Raw genomic sequence first — 17827 nt, forward strand, 5'->3', positions numbered from 1 at the left:
CCACGCCATTGCTTTCCCTTGGCAAGGACGTATGCGACACCTAAATTGATCATCGGGAAACTCTAGGCCTCATCCGGCGATCCGGGAGGCCCGATCGGACTGGGAATGAATCCGAATTTTCGCAATTTCGCCCTCTGGGTGGTGATCTTCCTGCTGGTCTTGGCGCTGGTCACTCTGTTCCAGAGCCCGAGCCAGCGTGCCAGCACCAATGAAATCCCCTATAGCCAGCTGATCAACGAGGCCGAGGCCGGACGCGTTTCGAACGTCGTCGTCGCCGGCCAGGAGATTTCCGGCTCCTTCTCGGATGGTCGCAGCTTCGTGACCTATGCGCCCTATGGCGATCCGAACCTGCTGAAGACCATGGCCCAGAAGGGCGTGCAGGTCTCGGCCAAGGCTCCGTCGGAAGGCACGCCCTGGTTCATGGCGCTGCTGGTCAACTCGCTGCCCTTCGTCATCTTCATCGGCCTGTGGATCTTCATGTCCCGCCAGATGCAGAATGGCGCCGGCCGGGCGATGGGCTTCGGCAAGTCCAAGGCCAAGCTCCTGACCGAAGCGCATGGCCGCGTCACCTTCGAGGATGTCGCGGGCATCGACGAGGCCAAGGAGGACCTGCAGGAGATCGTCGAGTTCCTGCGCGACCCGCAGAAGTTCCAGCGGCTGGGCGGGCGCATTCCGCGCGGCGTCCTGCTCGTCGGCCCTCCCGGTACCGGTAAGACGCTCACCGCGCGCGCCGTCGCAGGCGAGGCCAATGTGCCGTTCTTCACGATCTCGGGCTCTGACTTCGTCGAGATGTTCGTCGGCGTCGGCGCCAGCCGCGTCCGCGACATGTTCGAACAGGCCAAGAAGAACGCGCCCTGCATCATCTTCATCGACGAGATCGACGCGGTCGGCCGCCATCGCGGCGCCGGCCTCGGCGGCGGCAATGACGAGCGCGAGCAGACGCTGAACCAGCTCCTCGTGGAGATGGACGGCTTCGAGCCGAACGAGGGCGTCATCATCATCGCCGCGACCAACCGTCCCGACGTTCTCGATCCCGCGCTGCTGCGTCCGGGCCGCTTCGACCGCCAGATCGTCGTCCCGAACCCGGACGTCGCCGGCCGCGAGAAGATCCTGCGCGTCCATGTCCGCAAGGTGCCGATGGCGCCGGATGTCGATCTCAAGATCCTCGCCCGCGGCACGCCCGGTTTCTCGGGCGCGGACCTGATGAACCTCGTCAACGAGGCGGCGCTGCTGGCAGCCCGCCGCGGCAAGCGCATGGTCACCCATGGCGAGTTCGAGGACGCCAAGGACAAGGTCATGATGGGCGCCGAGCGCAAGTCCATGGCCATGTCGGAGGAGGAGAAGAAGCTGACCGCCTATCACGAGGCCGGTCACGCCATCGTCGGCCTCTATGTCCCGGCCGGCATCCCCGTGCACAAGGCGACGATCATCCCGCGCGGCCGTGCGCTCGGCATGGTCAAGTTCCTGCCGGAGGGCGACCGCTACTCGATGAAGTTCAAGGAGTTCACCTCGCAGCTCGCGGTCGCCATGGGCGGGCGCGTCGCGGAGGAGATCACCTTCGGCCGCGAGAACGTCACCTCGGGCGCGACCGGCGACATCCAGCAGGCGACCAAGATGGCCAAGGCCATGGTCACGCAGATGGGCTATTCGGACGAGCTCGGCATGGTCGCCTATGGCGACAACCAGGAAGAGGTCTTCCTGGGCATGTCGATGGGCCGCAGCCAGTCGCTCTCCGAGTCGACCGCGCAGAAGATCGATGCCGAGGTGAAGCGCCTCGTCGACGAGGGCTATGCCGACGCCAAGAAGATCCTCACCGATCACCATGACGAGTTCGTCGCGGTGGCCGAGGCGCTGCTCGAGTTCGAGACGCTGACGGGTGAGGAAATCCGCGACCTGATCGCCGGCAAGCGCCCGGTGCGCGATGCCGACGATACGCCGCATGCGCCCCGCGGCTCGGCCGTGCCGAGCGCCGGCAAGGGCCGCAAGCGCGGCGAGCCGGATGCCGGCCTGGAGCCGCAGCCGCAGCCGCAGGGTTGAGGTTGGCCGAGATGGAATGCGAAAGGGCGGCCGTGAGGCCGCCCTTTTTCGTTCGCTCGAATGCGATGTCACGCTCCGTCACAATTTGTGACGAGGCGGAAAGGTTTTTTGGCTATAGAACGGCCAAAACCGGGCGCGAGCCGCCGCTGGGAACCGAATCACGATGACGCGCAAATATTTTGGAACGGACGGCATTCGCGGGCGAGCGAACGGCGTCATCACGCCGGACCTCGCCCTGAAGGTCGGCCAGGCCACGGGTATCGCCTTCCGCCGCGGCGAGCATCGCCACCGGGTGGTGATCGGCAAGGATACCCGCCTCTCCGGCTACATGATCGAATACGCGATGGTCGCGGGCTTCACCTCGGTCGGCATGGACGTGATGCTGCTCGGCCCGATGCCGACCCCGGCGGTCGCGATGCTGACGCGTTCGATGCGCGCCGATCTCGGCGTGATGATCTCCGCCTCGCACAACGCCTACGAGGATAACGGCATCAAGCTGTTCGGCCCCGACGGCTACAAGCTCAACGACGAGGTCGAGCGCGAGATCGAGGGGCTGATCGACGGCGACCTGACCTCCCGCCTGTCGGGGTCGCCCAAGCTCGGCCGGGCCAAGCGAATCGACAGCGCCGATGCGCGCTATGTCGAGTTCGCCAAGCGCACCATGCCGCGCAACATGAGCCTCGAAGGCCTGCGCATCGTGCTGGATTGCGCCAACGGTGCCGGCTACAAGGTCGCGCCGCAGGCGCTCTGGGAGCTTGGCGCCGAGGTCATCGTCATCGGCGACGAGCCCGACGGCTTCAACATCAACCGCGATGTCGGCTCGACCCATCCGGCGACGCTGGTGGCGAAGGTCCGGGAATTGCGCGCCGATGTCGGCATCGCGCTCGATGGCGACGCCGATCGCGTGCTGGTGGTCGACGAGCAGGGCCAGGTCGTCGACGGCGACCAGCTGATGGCGGTGATCGCGCGCTCTTGGCTGGAGGATGGCCGGCTCTCGGCGCCGGGCATCGTCGCGACGATCATGTCCAATCTCGGCCTGGAGCGTTATCTCGCGGGCCTCGGCCTCACGCTGGCGCGCACGGCTGTCGGAGACCGCTATGTGCTGGAGCACATGCGCAACCACGGCTTCAATCTGGGCGGCGAGCAATCCGGCCATATCATCCTCTCGGATTTCGGCACGACCGGCGACGGGCTTGTCGCGGCGCTGCAATTGCTCGCCGTGGTCAAGCGGATGGACAAGCCGGTCTCCGAGGTCTGCCACTGCTTCGAGCCGCTGCCGCAGATTCTCAAGAACGTCCGCTACAAGAAGGGACGCCCGCTGGAGGAGAAGCCGGTCGTGAGCGCGATCGAGGCCGCCAGGCAGCTTCTCGGCGAGAGCGGCCGCCTGGTGATCCGCCCCTCCGGCACCGAGCCGGTGATCCGCGTCATGGCCGAGGGCGACGACCGCGACCTGGTCGAGCGCGCGGTCGACGATGTCGTCGAGGCGGTAACGAAGGCCGCGGCCTGATCAGGCACGGCCTGCTGGTCTAGCGTACACGCGGGTCATCCCGGACAAGCGGCGAAGCCGCGCCGATCCGGGATCCATGCCTGAACCGTTCCGGAATGGATCCCGGATCTTCGCTTCGCTGCGCCCGGGATGACAATTGGGGCCGAACGGATTCACACCACCGAGGTCAGGCCGCCATCGACCATCAGCAGGTGGCCGTTGACGTAATCGCTCGCTGCCGAGGACAGGAAGATCGCGGCGCCGGCCAGCTCTTTCGTCTCGCCCCAGCGCCCGGCCGGCGTGCGAGTGCAGACCCAGTTCGAGAAGGCCTCATCCGCGATCAGCGCGGCATTGATCTCGGTGGCGAAATAGCCGGGGCCGATGGCATTGGCCTGGATATTGTGCTTGCCAAGCTCCGCGGCGAGGCCCCGCGTCATCATCTTCACCGCGCCCTTGGACGCCGTGTAGGGGATGATGGTGGCGCGACCGAGCTCGCTCATCACCGAGCCGATGCTGATGATCTTGCCGCGCTTGCGCGGCACCATGCGCTTGGCCACGGCCTGGGTGACGTAGAACACCGAATGCAGGTTGGTGTTGATCACCTCGTGCCAGCCCTCGACCGGGAATTCGGTGATCGGCGCGCGCTTCTGCATGCCGGCATTGTTGATCAGGATGTCGATCGGGCCGATCTCGGCCTCGATCATGGCGACGCCGGCCTCGACCGCTGCGTGGTCGGTGACGTCGAAGGGAGCGATGGAAGCCTTGCGGCCGGCGGCCGTGAGGGCCTGCTGCGCCCGCTCCAGCTTTGCCCGGTCGCGGCCGTTCAGCACGACATGGGCGCCGGCATCCGAGAGCCCTTCGGCGAGCGCGAGGCCAATGCCCTGGCCCGAGCCGGTGACGAGCGCGATCTTGCCGGCGAGACTGAACAGCGACAGCGACATGGCTTATCCTCGCAAAATGCCGGATCCGGCGATTTCGGTTTGCGCCGGGGGCGCTGCTTTGGGTAAGCAGGTTTCAATCGATTAGACAATGGTGCCACGCGCCGTCGCGCGGCGAATTCGGGAGCGAGCCATGCGTGCCGTCGTCATCCATGCCGAGAAGGATTTGCGCGTCGAACCGACGACCGCGCCCGAACTCGGGCCGCGCGATGTGCGCGTGCGGATCGAGGCCGGCGGCATCTGCGGCTCGGACCTGCATTACTACCTGCATGGCGGCTTCGGCACGATCCGCGTACGCGAGCCGATGATCCTCGGCCATGAGATCGCCGGCCGGGTCGAGGCGATCGGCGGCGAGGTCTCGCGGGTGAAGCCGGGCGACCGGGTTGCGGTCAATCCGAGCCGCGCCTGCGGCCATTGCCGCTATTGCCAGATGGGCTTGCAGCAGCACTGCACGGATATGCTGTTCTACGGCTCGGCGATGCGCTTCCCGCATGTGCAGGGCGGTTTCCGCGATGTTCTGGTCGTCGAGGAGCGTCAGGCGGTGAAGGTCGCGCCGCGCGTCACGGCTGCGGAAGCGGCTTTCGCCGAACCGCTCTCGGTCTGCCTCCATGCCGCCAAGCGCGCCGGGCCACTGCTCGGCAAGCGCGTTCTGGTGACGGGGGCGGGGCCGATCGGCGCGCTGACCATCCTCGCCGCCAAGGCGGCGGGCGCCTCCGAGATCGTCGCGACCGATGTCGTGGACGGACCGCTGCCGGTGGCGCGCAGGATGGGCGCGACAGCGACGGTCAATGTCGCGGCCGAGCCGGAGCGGCTCAAGGCCGAGTACGGCGCGGAGAAGGGCGCCTTCGACGTGATGTTCGAGGCCTCGGGCAACCAGCATGCGCTGACCGGCGCCTTCGACGTGGTCCGGCCGGGCGGCGTCATCGTCCAGATTGGCGTCGGCGGTCAGTTCACGCTGCCGATGAACGTCGTCGTCGCCAAGGAATTCGACCTGCGCGGCTCCTTCCGCTTTCACGAGGAGTTCGACTGGGCGGTGGCGATGATCGGCTCGGGCTCGATCGACCTGTCGCCGTTGCTGACGGCGTCGATCCCGGTCGACCGGGCGGTCGAGGCCTTCGACCTCGCCGCCGACAAGTCGAAGGCGATCAAGGTCCAGCTCGACTTCGCTTGAAGCGTATCATCCCGTGCGCATTGCGGCGCGAAGTGCCGCGGTGCAGACACGGGATCGAGCGAGGGGAAGGCGCCTTTTCAGGGAGACGGTCCCGTGTCTGCGCAGCGGCATTCCATGCCGCAGCGCGCACGGGATGACACGCTTCAGGCGCTGCTGCGCCGGCGCAGCGGAAGCTCATCCGGCGGGCTGATGGCGAAGCCGTTGCGGCCGTTGCGCTTGGCGACATAGAGCGCTTCGTCGGCCCGGCTGGCGGCTTCGTTGAGCGTATCCTCCGGTTCCAGGAGGGTCGCGCCGATGCTGGTCGTGACGAAGACGGAGGCGCCACTGTCGAGAGCGACGGGGCGTTCCGCGGCGGCTGCGACGATCGCCCCCGCGATGGCCGACAACCCGGCGCGGTCGACATTGTCGAGCAGCAGGATGAATTCGTCGCCGCCCCAGCGGGCGCAGATGTCGCGGTCGCGCAGCAGCGCCGTCATCCGCTTGGCAAGTTCGGCGATGACCTCGTCGCCGCTCTGGTGGCCGTAGCGGTCGTTGAGCGGCTTGAGATTGTCGAGATCGACCAGCAGCAGGCCGGCCTGATGGCCGGTGCGGCCGGCACGGCTGCGGCTCTTCGCGAAGGCCCGCTCGAAACCGCGGCGGTTGAAGACGCTGGTCAGCGGATCGGCATGGGCGAGGCGCTCGAGCTGCTCGGTGCGCTCGCGCACGGCCTCCTCGAGACGGGCGGTGTTCTCCTCGATGCTGCGCGCCATCGTGCCGAAGGCCTGCGACAGACGGCCGATCTCGTCGCGCCCGGCATCGATGGCAACGGCGCGAAACTCGCGGGCGCGGACATGGCTGGCGGCATGCTCGACGCGGGCAAGCCGGTCGAGCACCGCGCGCTTGAACAGCAGGGTCATCAGGGCGGCCGCCGCCAGCAGGACCACGCCGAAGAGCAGGCCGAGCGGCAGGAACAGGCTGCGGTCGATGATGCGGTCGATATCCATCACCGTGACGTTGAACCAGCCGAGGCGGTCGAGATAACCGACGCCGACGAGCACGCGCTTGCCATCGACGGTCATGAAGCGGGACTGCACGAGGTCGTCGCCGGCCCCGACGCGGGCGATCATCTGGCCGAGCAGGCTGCGGTCCGGGTCGTTGTCGATGATCTGGTAGATCGTCTTCTTGGACGAGATGTCCTTGGTCAGGCTGTGGAAGTCGACGAGGCTGGCGTCGCGATGGGCCTGCACGGCGCCGCTGCGATCGACGAACATGCTCTGCACGCCGGTCTGCGGGATATCGACGACCTCGCGGATGAACTGGGTCAGGTCGAGACCGCTGCCGATGATGCCCAGCACGCGGCCATCCTTGCGGATGATGCAGTTGATCCAGACCTTGGTGACGCGGAGGTTGTCGTCGTTGTCGACATTCAGGTGGCAGCCTGTGCCGAGCGCCGCCGTCTTGTAGTACCAGCCGTCGCGCGGGTTGGCGGCCGAGAGCGTGTAGCGCTTGCGAGCGTGCTCGTAGCTGTTGTCCTTGTCGTTGAAATAGTAATTACCCGAGCCGGCGATGACGGCGAAATAGCTGCGGTCCCGGAAGGACTGGCGGTAATGCTCCAGCTCGGCCAAGCCGCGCTCGGCCTTCCCGGGATCATTCTCGTTCTCGGCCCAGTCGACGATGGCGGGCGCGCGGGCGACGGTCTCGGCCAGCGAGACCTCGCGCATCAGCGCTTCCAGCCCGCGATAGCGATCGAACAGGATCTGCTTCTCGGCGACGAGCGTGCCGAGCTTCACCACGGTCGCGTCGACGATCCACAGGAAGGCCGCGCCGGCCGGAATCGCGATCGCCACCAGGATGGCGAGCGTCCAGCCCATGACCCGGGCCTTCAGGCTATGCGTGCGGGGCAGACCGGTTTCGGCCTGGCTCATCGGGTCGGCTTCCTTGCGGGATGGCGCAAGGTAGGGGCCGATCCGTTGCGTAAGCTTTAAGAAATCGTGGTCATCCCGTGCGCGTTGCGGCGCGAAGTGCCGCTACGCAGACACGGGATCGCGCGACGGGAGGGCGCCTTTTCCGGGAGACGGTCCCGTGTCTGCGCAGCAGCGTTTCACGCTGCGGCGCGCACGGGATGACGCCTTTCAGAACAGTCCTTCGATGCGTCCTTGCGCGTCGATATGGATGCGCTCGGCGGCGGGCTCACGCGGCAGGCCGGGCATGGTCATGATGTCCCCGCAGATCGCGACGACGAAGCCGGCGCCGGCCGAGAGCCTGAGCTCACGCAGCGGGACGATGTGGCCGGAGGGGGCGCCGCGGAGCGTCGGGTCGGCCGAGAAGGAATACTGGGTCTTGGCGACGCAGACCGGAAGGTCGCCGAAGCCCGCCTCCTCCAGCTCGGCGAAACGCGCCTGCAGCTTGGCATCGACGCTGACGCCCTCGGCGCCGTAGATCTCGCGCGCCACCGTCTCCAGCTTCTTCCGAAGCGGCATCGCATCGGGGTAGAGCGGAGCGAAATCGGCCTCGCCCTCGTCGGCGAGCGCCGCAACCTTGCGGGCGAGTTCCTCGGCGCCGGCGCCGCCTTCCGCCCAGTGCCGGCAGATCACTGCCTCGACGCCGAGGTGGTTGCGGCAGTAGTTGCGGATCAGCTCATGCTCGGCTGCGGTATCCGTCGTGAAATGGTTGATCGCGACGACCGGCGGCACGCCGAATTTCCTGATATTGTTGACATGGCGGGTGAGGTTCGAGAGCCCTGCCTCCAGCGCCTTCAGGTCCTCGCGTCCGAGCGCGTCCTTGGCGAGGCCGCCATGCATCTTGAGCGCGCGGACGGTGGCGACGACGACGGCGGCGGCCGGTTTCAGCCCGGCCTTGCGGCACTTGATGTCGAAGAACTTCTCGGCGCCGAGATCGGCGCCGAAGCCGGCCTCGGTGACGACGTAATCGGCGAGCTTCAGCGCGGCCTTGGTCGCGATGACGGAATTGCAGCCATGGGCGATATTGGCGAAGGGGCCGCCATGGACGAAGGCCGGCGTGCCCTCCAGCGTCTGCACGAGGTTCGGCATCAGCGCGTCCTTGAGCAGCACGCTCATCGCGCCGGTCGCCTTGATCTCGGCGGCGGTGACGAGGCGCTTGTCGCGGGTGCGGCCGATGACGATGCGGCCGAGGCGCGCCTCCAGGTCGGCGGCGTCGCGGGCAAGGCAGAAGATCGCCATGATTTCGGAGGCGACGGTGATGTCGAAGCCGTCCTCGCGCGGGAAGCCGTTGCTGGCGCCGCCGAGTGAGGAGACGATCGAGCGCAGTGCCCGGTCGTTCATGTCCAGGACGCGCCGCCAGGCGATGTGGCGGGTGTCGAGGTTTAAGCCGTTGCCCCAGTAGACATGGTTGTCGATCATCGCCGCGAGCAGGTTATGGGCGCTGGTGATCGCGTGGAAATCGCCGGTGAAGTGCAGGTTGATCTGCTCCATCGGCACGACCTGGGCATAGCCGCCGCCGGCCGCACCGCCCTTCATGCCGAAGCTCGGGCCGAGCGAGGGCTCGCGCAAAGCGATCAGCGCGCGCTTGCCGATGCGGGAAAGCCCGTCGCCGAGGCCGACTGTCGTCGTGGTCTTGCCTTCGCCGGCAGGCGTCGGGCTGATCGCGGTGACGAGGATCAGCTTGCCGTCCGGCTTCGCCTGGAAGCCGGGGATCGCATGGGTATCGATCTTGGCGATGTATTTGCCGTAGGGATTCAGGGCCTCGGAGGGGATGCCCGCCTTTGCGGCGATCGTGGCGATGGGCTGCAGCGTGGCTACGCGCGCGATCTCGATATCGGTCGGCATTCGTCCTCTCGGAGGCTATTCCTGCCCGCGTCTCCCGAGCGCGGAACCGGGCGGACACTGGCCCGAAAAGCCCGCCGCCGCCAGCGCTTTCGCCGGCGGGGCAGGCATGATGCACAGGCGGTGCCGGGTCGCGATCAGCTCGCGAGATGGGCGTTCTGCGGGAACAGGAATTTCCGCGCTTCCGCGTCGAAATCCGCCTTGAAGGCGAACTGGTCCTTCAGCGCGACGGCGCGCTGCGCGGCGGGGCGGGCCGAGATCTCGTCGAGATGACGCTTCACATGCGGCAACATCTCCGGCCAGGTCTCGCCGATGGCGAAGGAGAGCCGCGTCGCCCAGCCCCAGATCGACATGTCGACCAGCGTGTAGCGGTCGCCCAGCATGTAGCGTCGGCTTGCGAGCAGGTCGTTGACGATGCCCCAGTGCCGCTCGGCCTCGCGGGCATAGCGGTTGATGGCGTAGGGCAGCTTCTCCGGGGCGAAGCGGCTGAAATGCACGGCCTGGCCGCAATAGGGGCCGATGCCGGTCGCGACGAACATCAGCCAGGACAGCATCTCGCCGCGCGCCTTCGGCGTGTCATCGGGCAGGAACTGGCCGGTCTTCTCGGCGAGATAGAGCAGGATCGCGTTGGAATCGAAGATTGTGACGTCGCCATCGGTGAGGGCCGGCGTCTTGGCATTGGGGTTGATCGCGAGAAATTCCGGCTTGAACTGGTCGCCCTTGCGGGTATCGACCGGCACCATCTCGTAGGGCAGGCCGGCTTCTTCCAGGAAGAGCGCGATCTTCGCCGGGTTCGGCGAGGGGTGGTAGTAGAGCTTGATCATCGGGGTCTCCACGCGAGGCGCGTCAGGCCTGTCTCAGTCCGGCGACATAGGAGACGAGATCGGTCAGCGCGGCAATGGTCGCATCGGCCTGGAAACCGAGCTGCTCCGGCTGCATCCTGAGCGCCTTGAACATCAATGCCGGGTCTATCGTCGCGGCAGCGGCAAGCTCGCCGCGCAGCCGGCCGGCGGGCACGCGCTCGATGCGGGCGACATGGAAACCATGCGCCTTGGCGCCGGCAATGTCGAAGCCGTTGGATGAGACGAAGAGTATCTCGTCGCGGGCGAGGCCGAGCCGCTTCTCGACATGGGCATAGCCGCGCGGATCGGGCTTGTAGACGCCGATCTCGTCGACGCTGATCACGGTCTCCAGGAGGTCGGTAATCCCCGCATGGGCGACGAGCCGCTTCAGCATGTCCGGGCTGCCGTTGGAGAAAATCGCGAGGCGGTGGGAGGCGAGGCCTTCGAGCGCGGCGCGTGCTTCCGGGTAGAGCAGCAGCGCGTCATAGGCGGCCGCAATCCTGGCGACGAGCTCGGGAGAGGAGGCGAGGCCGAGCGTCCTCAGCGTGAAATCGAGGGAGTCGCGGGTGACGGTCCAGAAGTCCTCGTAGCGATCCATCAGGGCGCGCAGCCAGGTGTATTCGAGCTGTTTCAGCCGCCAGATCTGGGTGATCGTCGCGCCATGGCCGGGAAAGGCGGCGTCGGTGACGGCGGCGACCGACTGGACATCGAAGAGCGTGCCATAAGCATCGAAAACCAGCGCCTTGATCGACATGCGTCTTCTCCATGGTGGTCCGCTGCCTTCTTAACACTCGCATCGGCGGCGTGGCGCGTGGTATCCGCACAAGCAGTTTTCACCATTGCCGACAGGTCAAGCCGATGCCGCCTCGCCCCGTGATGCTGATGATCCTCGATGGCTGGGGCTGGCGCGAGGAGAGCGAGAATAACGCGATCCGGCTGGCGAACACCCCCAATTTCGACCGACTCTGGGCGGCGAACCCGCATGCCTTCCTGCACACCTCCGGGCTCGATGTCGGGTTGCCGCCGGGGCAGATGGGCAATTCCGAGGTGGGCCATCTCAATCTCGGCGCCGGCCGCGTGGTGATGCAGGACCTGCCGCGCATCAACCAGGCGATCGCCGACGGCTCGATCGCCAAAGCGCTTGAGGCGACCGGCCTTGTCGCCGGACTGAAGGCAAGCGGCGGCGCCTGCCATCTGCTCGGCCTCGTCTCGCCGGGTGGCGTCCATGCCCATCAGGACCATGCGGTGGCACTTGCCCGCATCCTGACCGCGCAGGGCGTGACCGTGCATGTCCATGTCTTCACCGACGGGCGCGATACGCCGCCGCAATCGGCGGCCGAGTATGTGAAGACCTTCGCCGCGGCGCTGCCGGCGGGCGCCACCATCGCCAGCGTATCCGGCCGCTATTACGCGATGGACCGCGACAATCGTTGGGAGCGGGTCGAGAAGGCCTGGCGCGCCATGGTGCTGGGCGAGGGCGAGCGCTTCCCGGATGCGCAGGCTGCGATCGCCGCGGCCTATGCGCAGAACGTCACCGACGAGTTCATCCTGCCGGCCGCGATCGGCGTCTATGCCGGGATGAAGGACGGCGACGGGCTGCTCAGCTTCAATTTCCGCTCGGACCGCATCCGCGAGATCCTCGCCGCCGTGCTGGAGCCGGACTTCGCCGGCTTCGCCCGGCCGCGCCGGCCGGTGCTCGTCAAGGCGGTCAGCATGACCTCCTACAGCGCGGAGCTCGACAAGGTCATGCCGATGCTGTTCGCAGCCCAGACGCTGGCCAATGGCCTGGGCGAGACGGTCGCCAAGGCCGGGCGGACCCAAGTCCGCATGGCCGAGACCGAGAAATATCCTCACGTCACCTATTTCTTCAATGGCGGCGAGGAGACGCCCTATCCGGGCGAGGACCGGGTGATGGCGCCGTCGCCCAAGGTCGCGACCTATGACCTGCAACCGGAGATGTCGGCGCCGGAACTCGCCGCCAAGGCGGTCGAGGCGATCGATTCGGGGCGCTACGATCTCGTCGTGCTCAACTTCGCCAATCCCGACATGGTCGGCCATACCGGCGTGCTCGCGGCCGCGATCAAGGCGGTCGAGACGGTCGATGCCGGACTCGGCGCCATTGCCGAGGCGATCGGGCGCCAGGGCGGGGCGCTTCTGGTCACCGCCGACCATGGCAATGCCGAGCTGATGGTCGATCCGGTCACGGGCAAGCCGCATACCGCCCACACCACCAATCCGGTGCCATTGATGCTGGTCGGCGGGCAGGGCAAGGGTCTTGCCGATGGGCGCCTCGCCGATATCTCTCCGACGCTGCTCGCGCTGATGGAGCTGGCGCAGCCGGCCGAGATGACCGGGCAGTCGCTGCTGCGCTGACACAAGCAAAACGGCGCGGGGAGCACCCGCGCCGTTTCGTGTCTTCATCCGACGTTTCGGATCGGTACTTGAGATCAGTACTTGCGCACCACCGGCGGCGGGGCGTAGGCGACCGGCTCCGGCGTGCCGCAGCAGTTCGGGTCGCCGAAGTTCCAGCGCATGCCGATGCGGAAATCGTGGCTCTCGATGTCCTTGGCCTTGAGCGGAGCCTGGATCTGCCCGGTGAAGGCGTTGACCAGGCGGCCCGACTGGGCGTCGCCGAGGTTCAGGTAGCGGTAGCCGACTTCGAGGGTGAGGTTCTTGTTCACCTCGTAGCCGACGCCGGCCATCAGGGCCCAGGCGAGGTCGGTCTTGCTGCCGGTATTGGCATAGCCCAGCGTCGGGCCGACGAAGTTGCCGAGCAGGGCGCCCTGGTCGGTCAGGCCGCTGATGCGGTTCTGCGAGAAGCCGATACCGGCGCCGATATAGGGCGTCAGGCAGTTCCAGGTGCCGAGGTCGAAATAGCCGTTGAACAGGGTGACCAGCGAGGTCAGGTTACCCTTGTAGGTGTTGGTCTGGTTGCCGTTGTTGAACGGGTTGAAGACGATGTCGTTCACCCCGATCGAGCCGCCGCCGCGATATTCGCCGGTGACGTCGAAACGCAGCCAGTTGTTGAAGCGATAGCCGACACCGACGCCGCCGAAGAAGACGGCGTTGTCGCTCTTGCCGAAGAAGGTGCCGCCGAACTGCGCGACGTCGTCCTGATGATATTTGCCAACGCTCTGGACGCCGACACCGATATCGCCGCGCAGGTAGATGCCGCTGGAGATCGTGCCCTTGAGGCCGAGCGGCTCGGGCGGGGGAGGCGGAGCGTAGTTGAGGTCCGCGGCCTGCGCCGCGGCGGAGACGCCGAGGGCCAAGCCGCCCGCCAGCGCGAGAGTTTTCAGGCTGCCCATGGCAGTGTCCTTCACGTTTGCGCGGCGCAGAGAACGCAGCCCGCGCGTGTTACCAACGGGAAGGACCATGGCAGTGATTTCTTAAATGACACTTAACCCTAAAAGCTAACCTTACCGGGGCGTGAACGAAGACTGGGCGGAATGCGTCCACGCGCATGGCGTGCTGCGAGTTGGGCCACGGGACGGCCTGCCTAGGCGAGGGGCTTTCCTGCTGCCGCGCCGGCGCCCTTGCGGGCCCTGGCCGCCATTGCCTCGAATTCGCGGCGGATGGCTTCGAGCTTGTCCTCGTCGAGCTCTTCGAGATCGAGCAATTCCTCGCGGGCGCCTTCCAGCCGGCAGATCAGCTCGTCGAGCTTGATCTGCATCGCCGCGGTGTCGCGGTTCTGGCTGTTCTGGATGATGAAGACCATCAGGAAGGTGACGATGGTCGTCGAGGTGTTCACCACCAATTGCCAGGTGTCGTTATAGCCGAAGAAGGGGCCGGAGAGCGCCCAGAGCACGATGAGCCCTGCCGCGCCGATGAAGGTCTGCGGCCGTCCGGCCCAATGCGAGACGGCTTGCGACAGGCGGGTGAACAGTGAGCGGTCGCTCTGCGGCATGCGGCGCTTGGCCATGGAACGATCCCCCGGTGCCGGTTGAGGCTGTGCTGCTCTCAACGCGGCCGGGACGGTGGCCGTTCCCGCATCAGGGGCTTTATGCCGTCAGGCGCTCCGCGTGCCAGGCGATGTGCTGGGCCATGAAGGTCGAGATGAAGTTGTAGGAGTGGTCGTAGCCGTCGCGCATGGTCAGCTGGAGCGGGATGCCGGCCGCGGCGCAGGCGATATCGAGCAATTGCGGGCGCAGACCCTCCTCGAGGAAGCCGTCGGCCGTGCCCTGGTCGATCAGCAGGTCGCGGACGCGGTGGCCGTCGGCGATCAGCAGGGTCGAGTCATAGGCGCGCCAGCTTGTCTCATCCGGGCCCAGGTATTTCTCGAAGGCGGGGCGCGACCAGCCGGCGGTCGAGGGCTGGGTGATCGGTGCGAAGGCGGACACGGAGCGGTAGCGGTCAGGGTTCTTCAGCGCGAGCGTGATCGCGCCATGGCCGCCCATGGAATGGCCGAAGATGCCTTGCCGGTTCATGTCGACCGGGAAATGCCGGCTGATCAGCTCCGGCAATTCGTCGCGGATATAGGTTTCCATGCGGTAGTTCTTCGCATAGGGCTCTTGCGTCGCATCGAGATAGAAGCCGGCGCCGCCGCCGAACTGCCAGTTCTCCGGCTCGTCCGGCACGCCTTCGCCGCGCGGGCTCGTATCGGGGCAGATGATGGCGATGCCGTTGGCTGCTGCCGCGGCACGATACTCGCCCTTGTCCATGACGTTCTGGTGCGTGCAGGTCAGCCCCGAGAGATACCAGAGCAGCGGAACCGGCCCGTCCTCGATCTGATGCGGCAGGTAGATCGCGAAGGTCATCGGGCAGGCGCAGGCCGCGCTGTCATGCCGGTAGACGCGCTGCGAGCCGCCGAAGGTCTTCGAGGAGGAGAGGAGTTCCATGGGGCGGGTCCTTCAAAGTCTTGGCATAACGCTTGTCATTCCGGGGTGGCCAGAGGCCGAACCCGGAACCCACGACCGGGTGAGCCTTTGCCCGGTCGGCTTATTCAAGCGTCGTACCCGGTCGTGGGTTCCGGGTTCAGCGCGTTGCGCTGCCCCGGAATGACAGAGGTGGTGCTTCAGTGCCTGCCGAATGAGGCAGTGGAACGGCCGCTCAGTAGACGACCACGCTGCGGATCGACTTGCCCTCATGCATCAGGTCGAAGCCGGTATTGATCTCGTCGAGCGAGAGCTTGTGGGTGATCAGGTCGTCGATGTTGATCTTGCCCTCCATGTACCAGTCGACGATCTTCGGCACGTCGGTGCGCCCGCGCGCGCCGCCGAAGGCCGTGCCCTTCCAGACGCGGCCGGTGACGAGCTGGAACGGGCGCGTCGCGATTTCCTTGCCGGCCTCGGCGACGCCGATGACGATCGACTCGCCCCAGCCGCGATGGCAGCACTCCAGTGCCTGGCGCATGACATTGGTGTTGCCGGTCGCGTCGAAGGAGAAGTCGGCGCCGCCGCCGGTGAGGTCGACGATCGCCTGCACGACCTTGCCGTTGCCGATCTCGCTCGGGTTGATGAAGTCGGTCATGCCGAACTTGCGCGCCATCTCCTGCTTCGCCGGATTGATGTCGACGCCGATGATCTTGTCGGCGCCGACCATGCGGGCGCCCTGGATGACGTTGAGGCCGATGCCGCCGAGGCCGAAGACCACGACATTGGCGCCCGGCCAGACTTTGGCCGTGTAGATCACCGCACCGATGCCGGTGGTCACGCCGCAGCCGATATAGCAGATCTTGTCGAAGGGGGCGTCCTCGCGGACCTTGGCGAGCGCGATCTCGGGCAGCACCGTGAAGTTCGCGAAGGTCGAGCAGCCCATGTAGTGGAAGACCTCGCCGCCATCGCAGGAGAAGCGCGAGGTGCCATCAGGCATGACGCCCTGGCCCTGGGTGGCGCGGATCGAGGTGCAGAGATTGGTCCGGCGCGACAGGCAGGACTTACAGCTGCGGCATTCCGGCGTGTAGAGCGGGATAACATGGTCGCCGGGCTTCAGCGAGGTCACGCCGGCGCCGACCTCGCGCACGATACCCGCCCCCTCATGGCCGAGGATCGCGGGAAATTTGCCCTCCGAATCCAGCCCCGAGAGCGTGTAGGCGTCGGTGTGGCAGATGCCGGTCGCCATGACCTCGACGAGGACCTCGCCAGCCTTGGGGCCGCCGATCTCGATGGTTTCGATGGTGAGGGGCTTGCCGGCTTCCCAGGCGACGGCGGCGCGGGTCTTCATCGGGTGGTTCCTTCCTTGCGGATGTTCATTTCAGATAGGGGCGGATGACCCGCATGATCGCGGCGATCTCGTCGTTGTCCTCTGCCGGCGCTGCCTCGGACGGTCGGGTCATGGTCTCGCGCAGGTGGCTTTCCAGCACCTCGGCCATCAGCCCGGTCGCAGCGCCACGCAGTGCCGCGAGCTGCTGCAGGAGGGCGCCGCATTCCTCGCCGCGTTCGACGGCGGCGATCAGGGCGTCGGTCTGGCCCCTGATCCGGCGCAGCCGCGTGACGGCGCGCTTCTTATCTTCGGGCGTGTGAGGCATCGGCACCGAGGCTCCGGTTGCCGCGACGCTATGGTACTGAGGGGGAGTATGTCAACGCCAAGGCGCGCCGAAACGCAGAGAGCGGCAGCGTCGCCGCTGCCGCTCTTTCATCGATGTGTCGTCAGGAGAGGGTCAGAAACTGTAGCCGAGCTTCACCTTGACGAGATGCTGGCTGAAATTGGTGAGGTCGAGATTGCCCGGCTCGCCCTTGGCCTTGCCGGAGACCTGGATGTTGTAAGCGGCGGACAGGGCGAGCTGCTTCGTCGCCTGCCAGAACACGCCGGGGCCGACGAAGGTCGCGTAGCCCGCCTCGTTGCCGAAGCCGAGCTCGTTATGGGCACGCATATGGCGCACTTCGCCGCTGAGATAGAGGCCTTCCTGCACCTGCCAGGCGAGCGAGCCACCGACCGTGAAGGTCGAGGAACGCTGATAGGGCGAGGGGCCGGTCCAGGTCAGGTCATGCGACACGTTCAGTGCGGCATAGAGCGTATTCGGTATCAGCGTCTTGTCGGCGAAGATGCGGATGCCGGTATTGTAGGTGGTGAAGCGGCCGGCGCCGTCCGGATCGGTGCGGTTCAGGCTGGGGTCGATGACCAGAGTCAGGCCGAGCCCGTGCATGTCGCGCCCGAGCAGCTTGTACTTCATCTCGACGCCGGCGCCGAAGGCGCGCGAGTCGGCGCTGACGCCGCCAGCCGAGGCGCTGGTGATGTTGCCGAGCACGTAGGGGCCGATCTCGAAGCAGGGGAAGAGGCCGTAGGAGCCCTGCAGGGTCAAGCCATGGCTGTTCGAGCTGCCGCCGCGGGTGCCGAAGCCGCCGCCATAGGTCAAACTGGTCCCGAAGGAGCCGGTATCGGCGACATCCGAGCCGGTGGTGAAGCCGAAGGCGTCGGTCGGGATGCCCTCGCTTTCCGTGCAGGCAGAGACGACGGGGGGCGGTGCAACGGGCGCGCCCTTGCGGGACGAGAGGTCGGCGGCGATGGCGGGGGCCGAGAGGGCCGCGGCGATCAGGGCGAGAGCGATGGCTTTCGAAGACATAGGTGTGCTCCGGGGAGGTCTCGGATTGATACGCTAATGCAAATCAATTGCAATAACTATTTCCATCCTC

The 17827-nt window shown here is 66.6% G+C and carries 15 protein-coding genes; 4 read left to right on the forward strand and 11 right to left on the reverse strand.

Features of this window, described 5'->3' with window-relative positions; translation table 11 throughout:
• The first annotated feature begins 105 nt into the window (after positions 1-105).
• Both ftsH and glmM read left to right on the forward strand, forming a co-directional pair.
• Positions 106-2037 (forward strand): ATP-dependent zinc metalloprotease FtsH, encoded by a 1932-nt coding sequence (ftsH, locus tag AC07NY_RS05780; RefSeq protein ID WP_492284987.1) that lies wholly within the window; start codon positions 106-108, stop codon positions 2035-2037.
• Between the two features lie 163 nt (positions 2038-2200).
• Positions 2201-3544, forward strand: a complete 1344-nt coding sequence (gene glmM / locus AC07NY_RS05785; protein ID WP_494582432.1) for a phosphoglucosamine mutase — start codon at positions 2201-2203, stop codon at positions 3542-3544.
• A 152-nt stretch (positions 3545-3696) separates the two neighbouring features.
• On the opposite strand, the gene AC07NY_RS05790 is transcribed toward glmM, so the two are convergent.
• Entirely contained in the window at positions 3697-4464 is a 768-nt protein-coding gene (locus AC07NY_RS05790; protein WP_494582433.1) for an SDR family oxidoreductase, read from the reverse strand.
• A 130-nt stretch (positions 4465-4594) separates the two neighbouring features.
• Between AC07NY_RS05790 and AC07NY_RS05795 the strand changes: the two genes are divergently transcribed.
• Positions 4595-5632: an L-idonate 5-dehydrogenase gene (locus AC07NY_RS05795; protein WP_494582434.1), complete on the forward strand. Its 1038-nt coding sequence runs from the start codon at positions 4595-4597 to the stop codon at positions 5630-5632.
• 143 nt (positions 5633-5775) lie between these two features.
• On the opposite strand, the gene AC07NY_RS05800 is transcribed toward AC07NY_RS05795, so the two are convergent.
• From AC07NY_RS05800 to AC07NY_RS05815, 4 genes are all read right to left on the reverse strand, one after another.
• Positions 5776-7536 (reverse strand): sensor domain-containing diguanylate cyclase, encoded by a 1761-nt coding sequence (locus AC07NY_RS05800; RefSeq protein ID WP_494582435.1) that lies wholly within the window; start codon positions 7534-7536, stop codon positions 5776-5778.
• A gap of 207 nt (positions 7537-7743) precedes the next feature.
• Positions 7744-9417: a formate--tetrahydrofolate ligase gene (locus tag AC07NY_RS05805; protein ID WP_494582437.1), complete on the reverse strand. Its 1674-nt coding sequence runs from the start codon at positions 9415-9417 to the stop codon at positions 7744-7746.
• A 134-nt stretch (positions 9418-9551) separates the two neighbouring features.
• Positions 9552-10238, reverse strand: a complete 687-nt coding sequence (locus tag AC07NY_RS05810; protein WP_494582438.1) for a glutathione S-transferase family protein — start codon at positions 10236-10238, stop codon at positions 9552-9554.
• A 22-nt stretch (positions 10239-10260) separates the two neighbouring features.
• A complete protein-coding gene (locus AC07NY_RS05815) occupies positions 10261-11010 on the reverse strand; it encodes a haloacid dehalogenase type II (protein WP_492284980.1) in 750 nt (249 codons plus the stop codon).
• Positions 11011-11114: 104 nt separating this feature from the next.
• On the opposite strand from AC07NY_RS05815, the gene gpmI reads away from it, so the two are divergent.
• Complete coding sequence (gpmI, locus tag AC07NY_RS05820; RefSeq protein ID WP_494582440.1) at positions 11115-12629, forward strand: 2,3-bisphosphoglycerate-independent phosphoglycerate mutase; 1515 nt, start codon at positions 11115-11117, stop codon at positions 12627-12629.
• A 74-nt stretch (positions 12630-12703) separates the two neighbouring features.
• Here the strand turns inward: gpmI and AC07NY_RS05825 are convergent, their stop codons facing one another.
• The 6 genes from AC07NY_RS05825 to AC07NY_RS05850 form a co-directional block, all read right to left on the reverse strand.
• Complete coding sequence (locus AC07NY_RS05825) at positions 12704-13564, reverse strand: outer membrane protein (RefSeq protein ID WP_492284978.1); 861 nt, start codon at positions 13562-13564, stop codon at positions 12704-12706.
• A gap of 191 nt (positions 13565-13755) precedes the next feature.
• A complete protein-coding gene (locus AC07NY_RS05830; RefSeq protein WP_494582442.1) occupies positions 13756-14178 on the reverse strand; it encodes a low affinity iron permease family protein in 423 nt (140 codons plus the stop codon).
• A 79-nt stretch (positions 14179-14257) separates the two neighbouring features.
• Positions 14258-15094 (reverse strand): S-formylglutathione hydrolase, encoded by an 837-nt coding sequence (fghA, locus tag AC07NY_RS05835; RefSeq protein WP_494582444.1) that lies wholly within the window; start codon positions 15092-15094, stop codon positions 14258-14260.
• A gap of 211 nt (positions 15095-15305) precedes the next feature.
• The gene (locus AC07NY_RS05840) at positions 15306-16418 is read right to left on the reverse strand and encodes an S-(hydroxymethyl)glutathione dehydrogenase/class III alcohol dehydrogenase (protein WP_494582446.1); all 1113 of its coding nucleotides are present in this window, start codon (positions 16416-16418) and stop codon (positions 15306-15308) included.
• Positions 16419-16443: 25 nt separating this feature from the next.
• Positions 16444-16722, reverse strand: a complete 279-nt coding sequence (locus tag AC07NY_RS05845; protein ID WP_494582447.1) for a metal/formaldehyde-sensitive transcriptional repressor — start codon at positions 16720-16722, stop codon at positions 16444-16446.
• A 132-nt stretch (positions 16723-16854) separates the two neighbouring features.
• Positions 16855-17757, reverse strand: a complete 903-nt coding sequence (locus AC07NY_RS05850; RefSeq protein WP_494582449.1) for a DUF6662 family protein — start codon at positions 17755-17757, stop codon at positions 16855-16857.
• Positions 17758-17827: the final 70 nt, after the last annotated feature.

The organism is Allobosea sp. GW821-FHT09G06 (assembly GCF_059416005.1).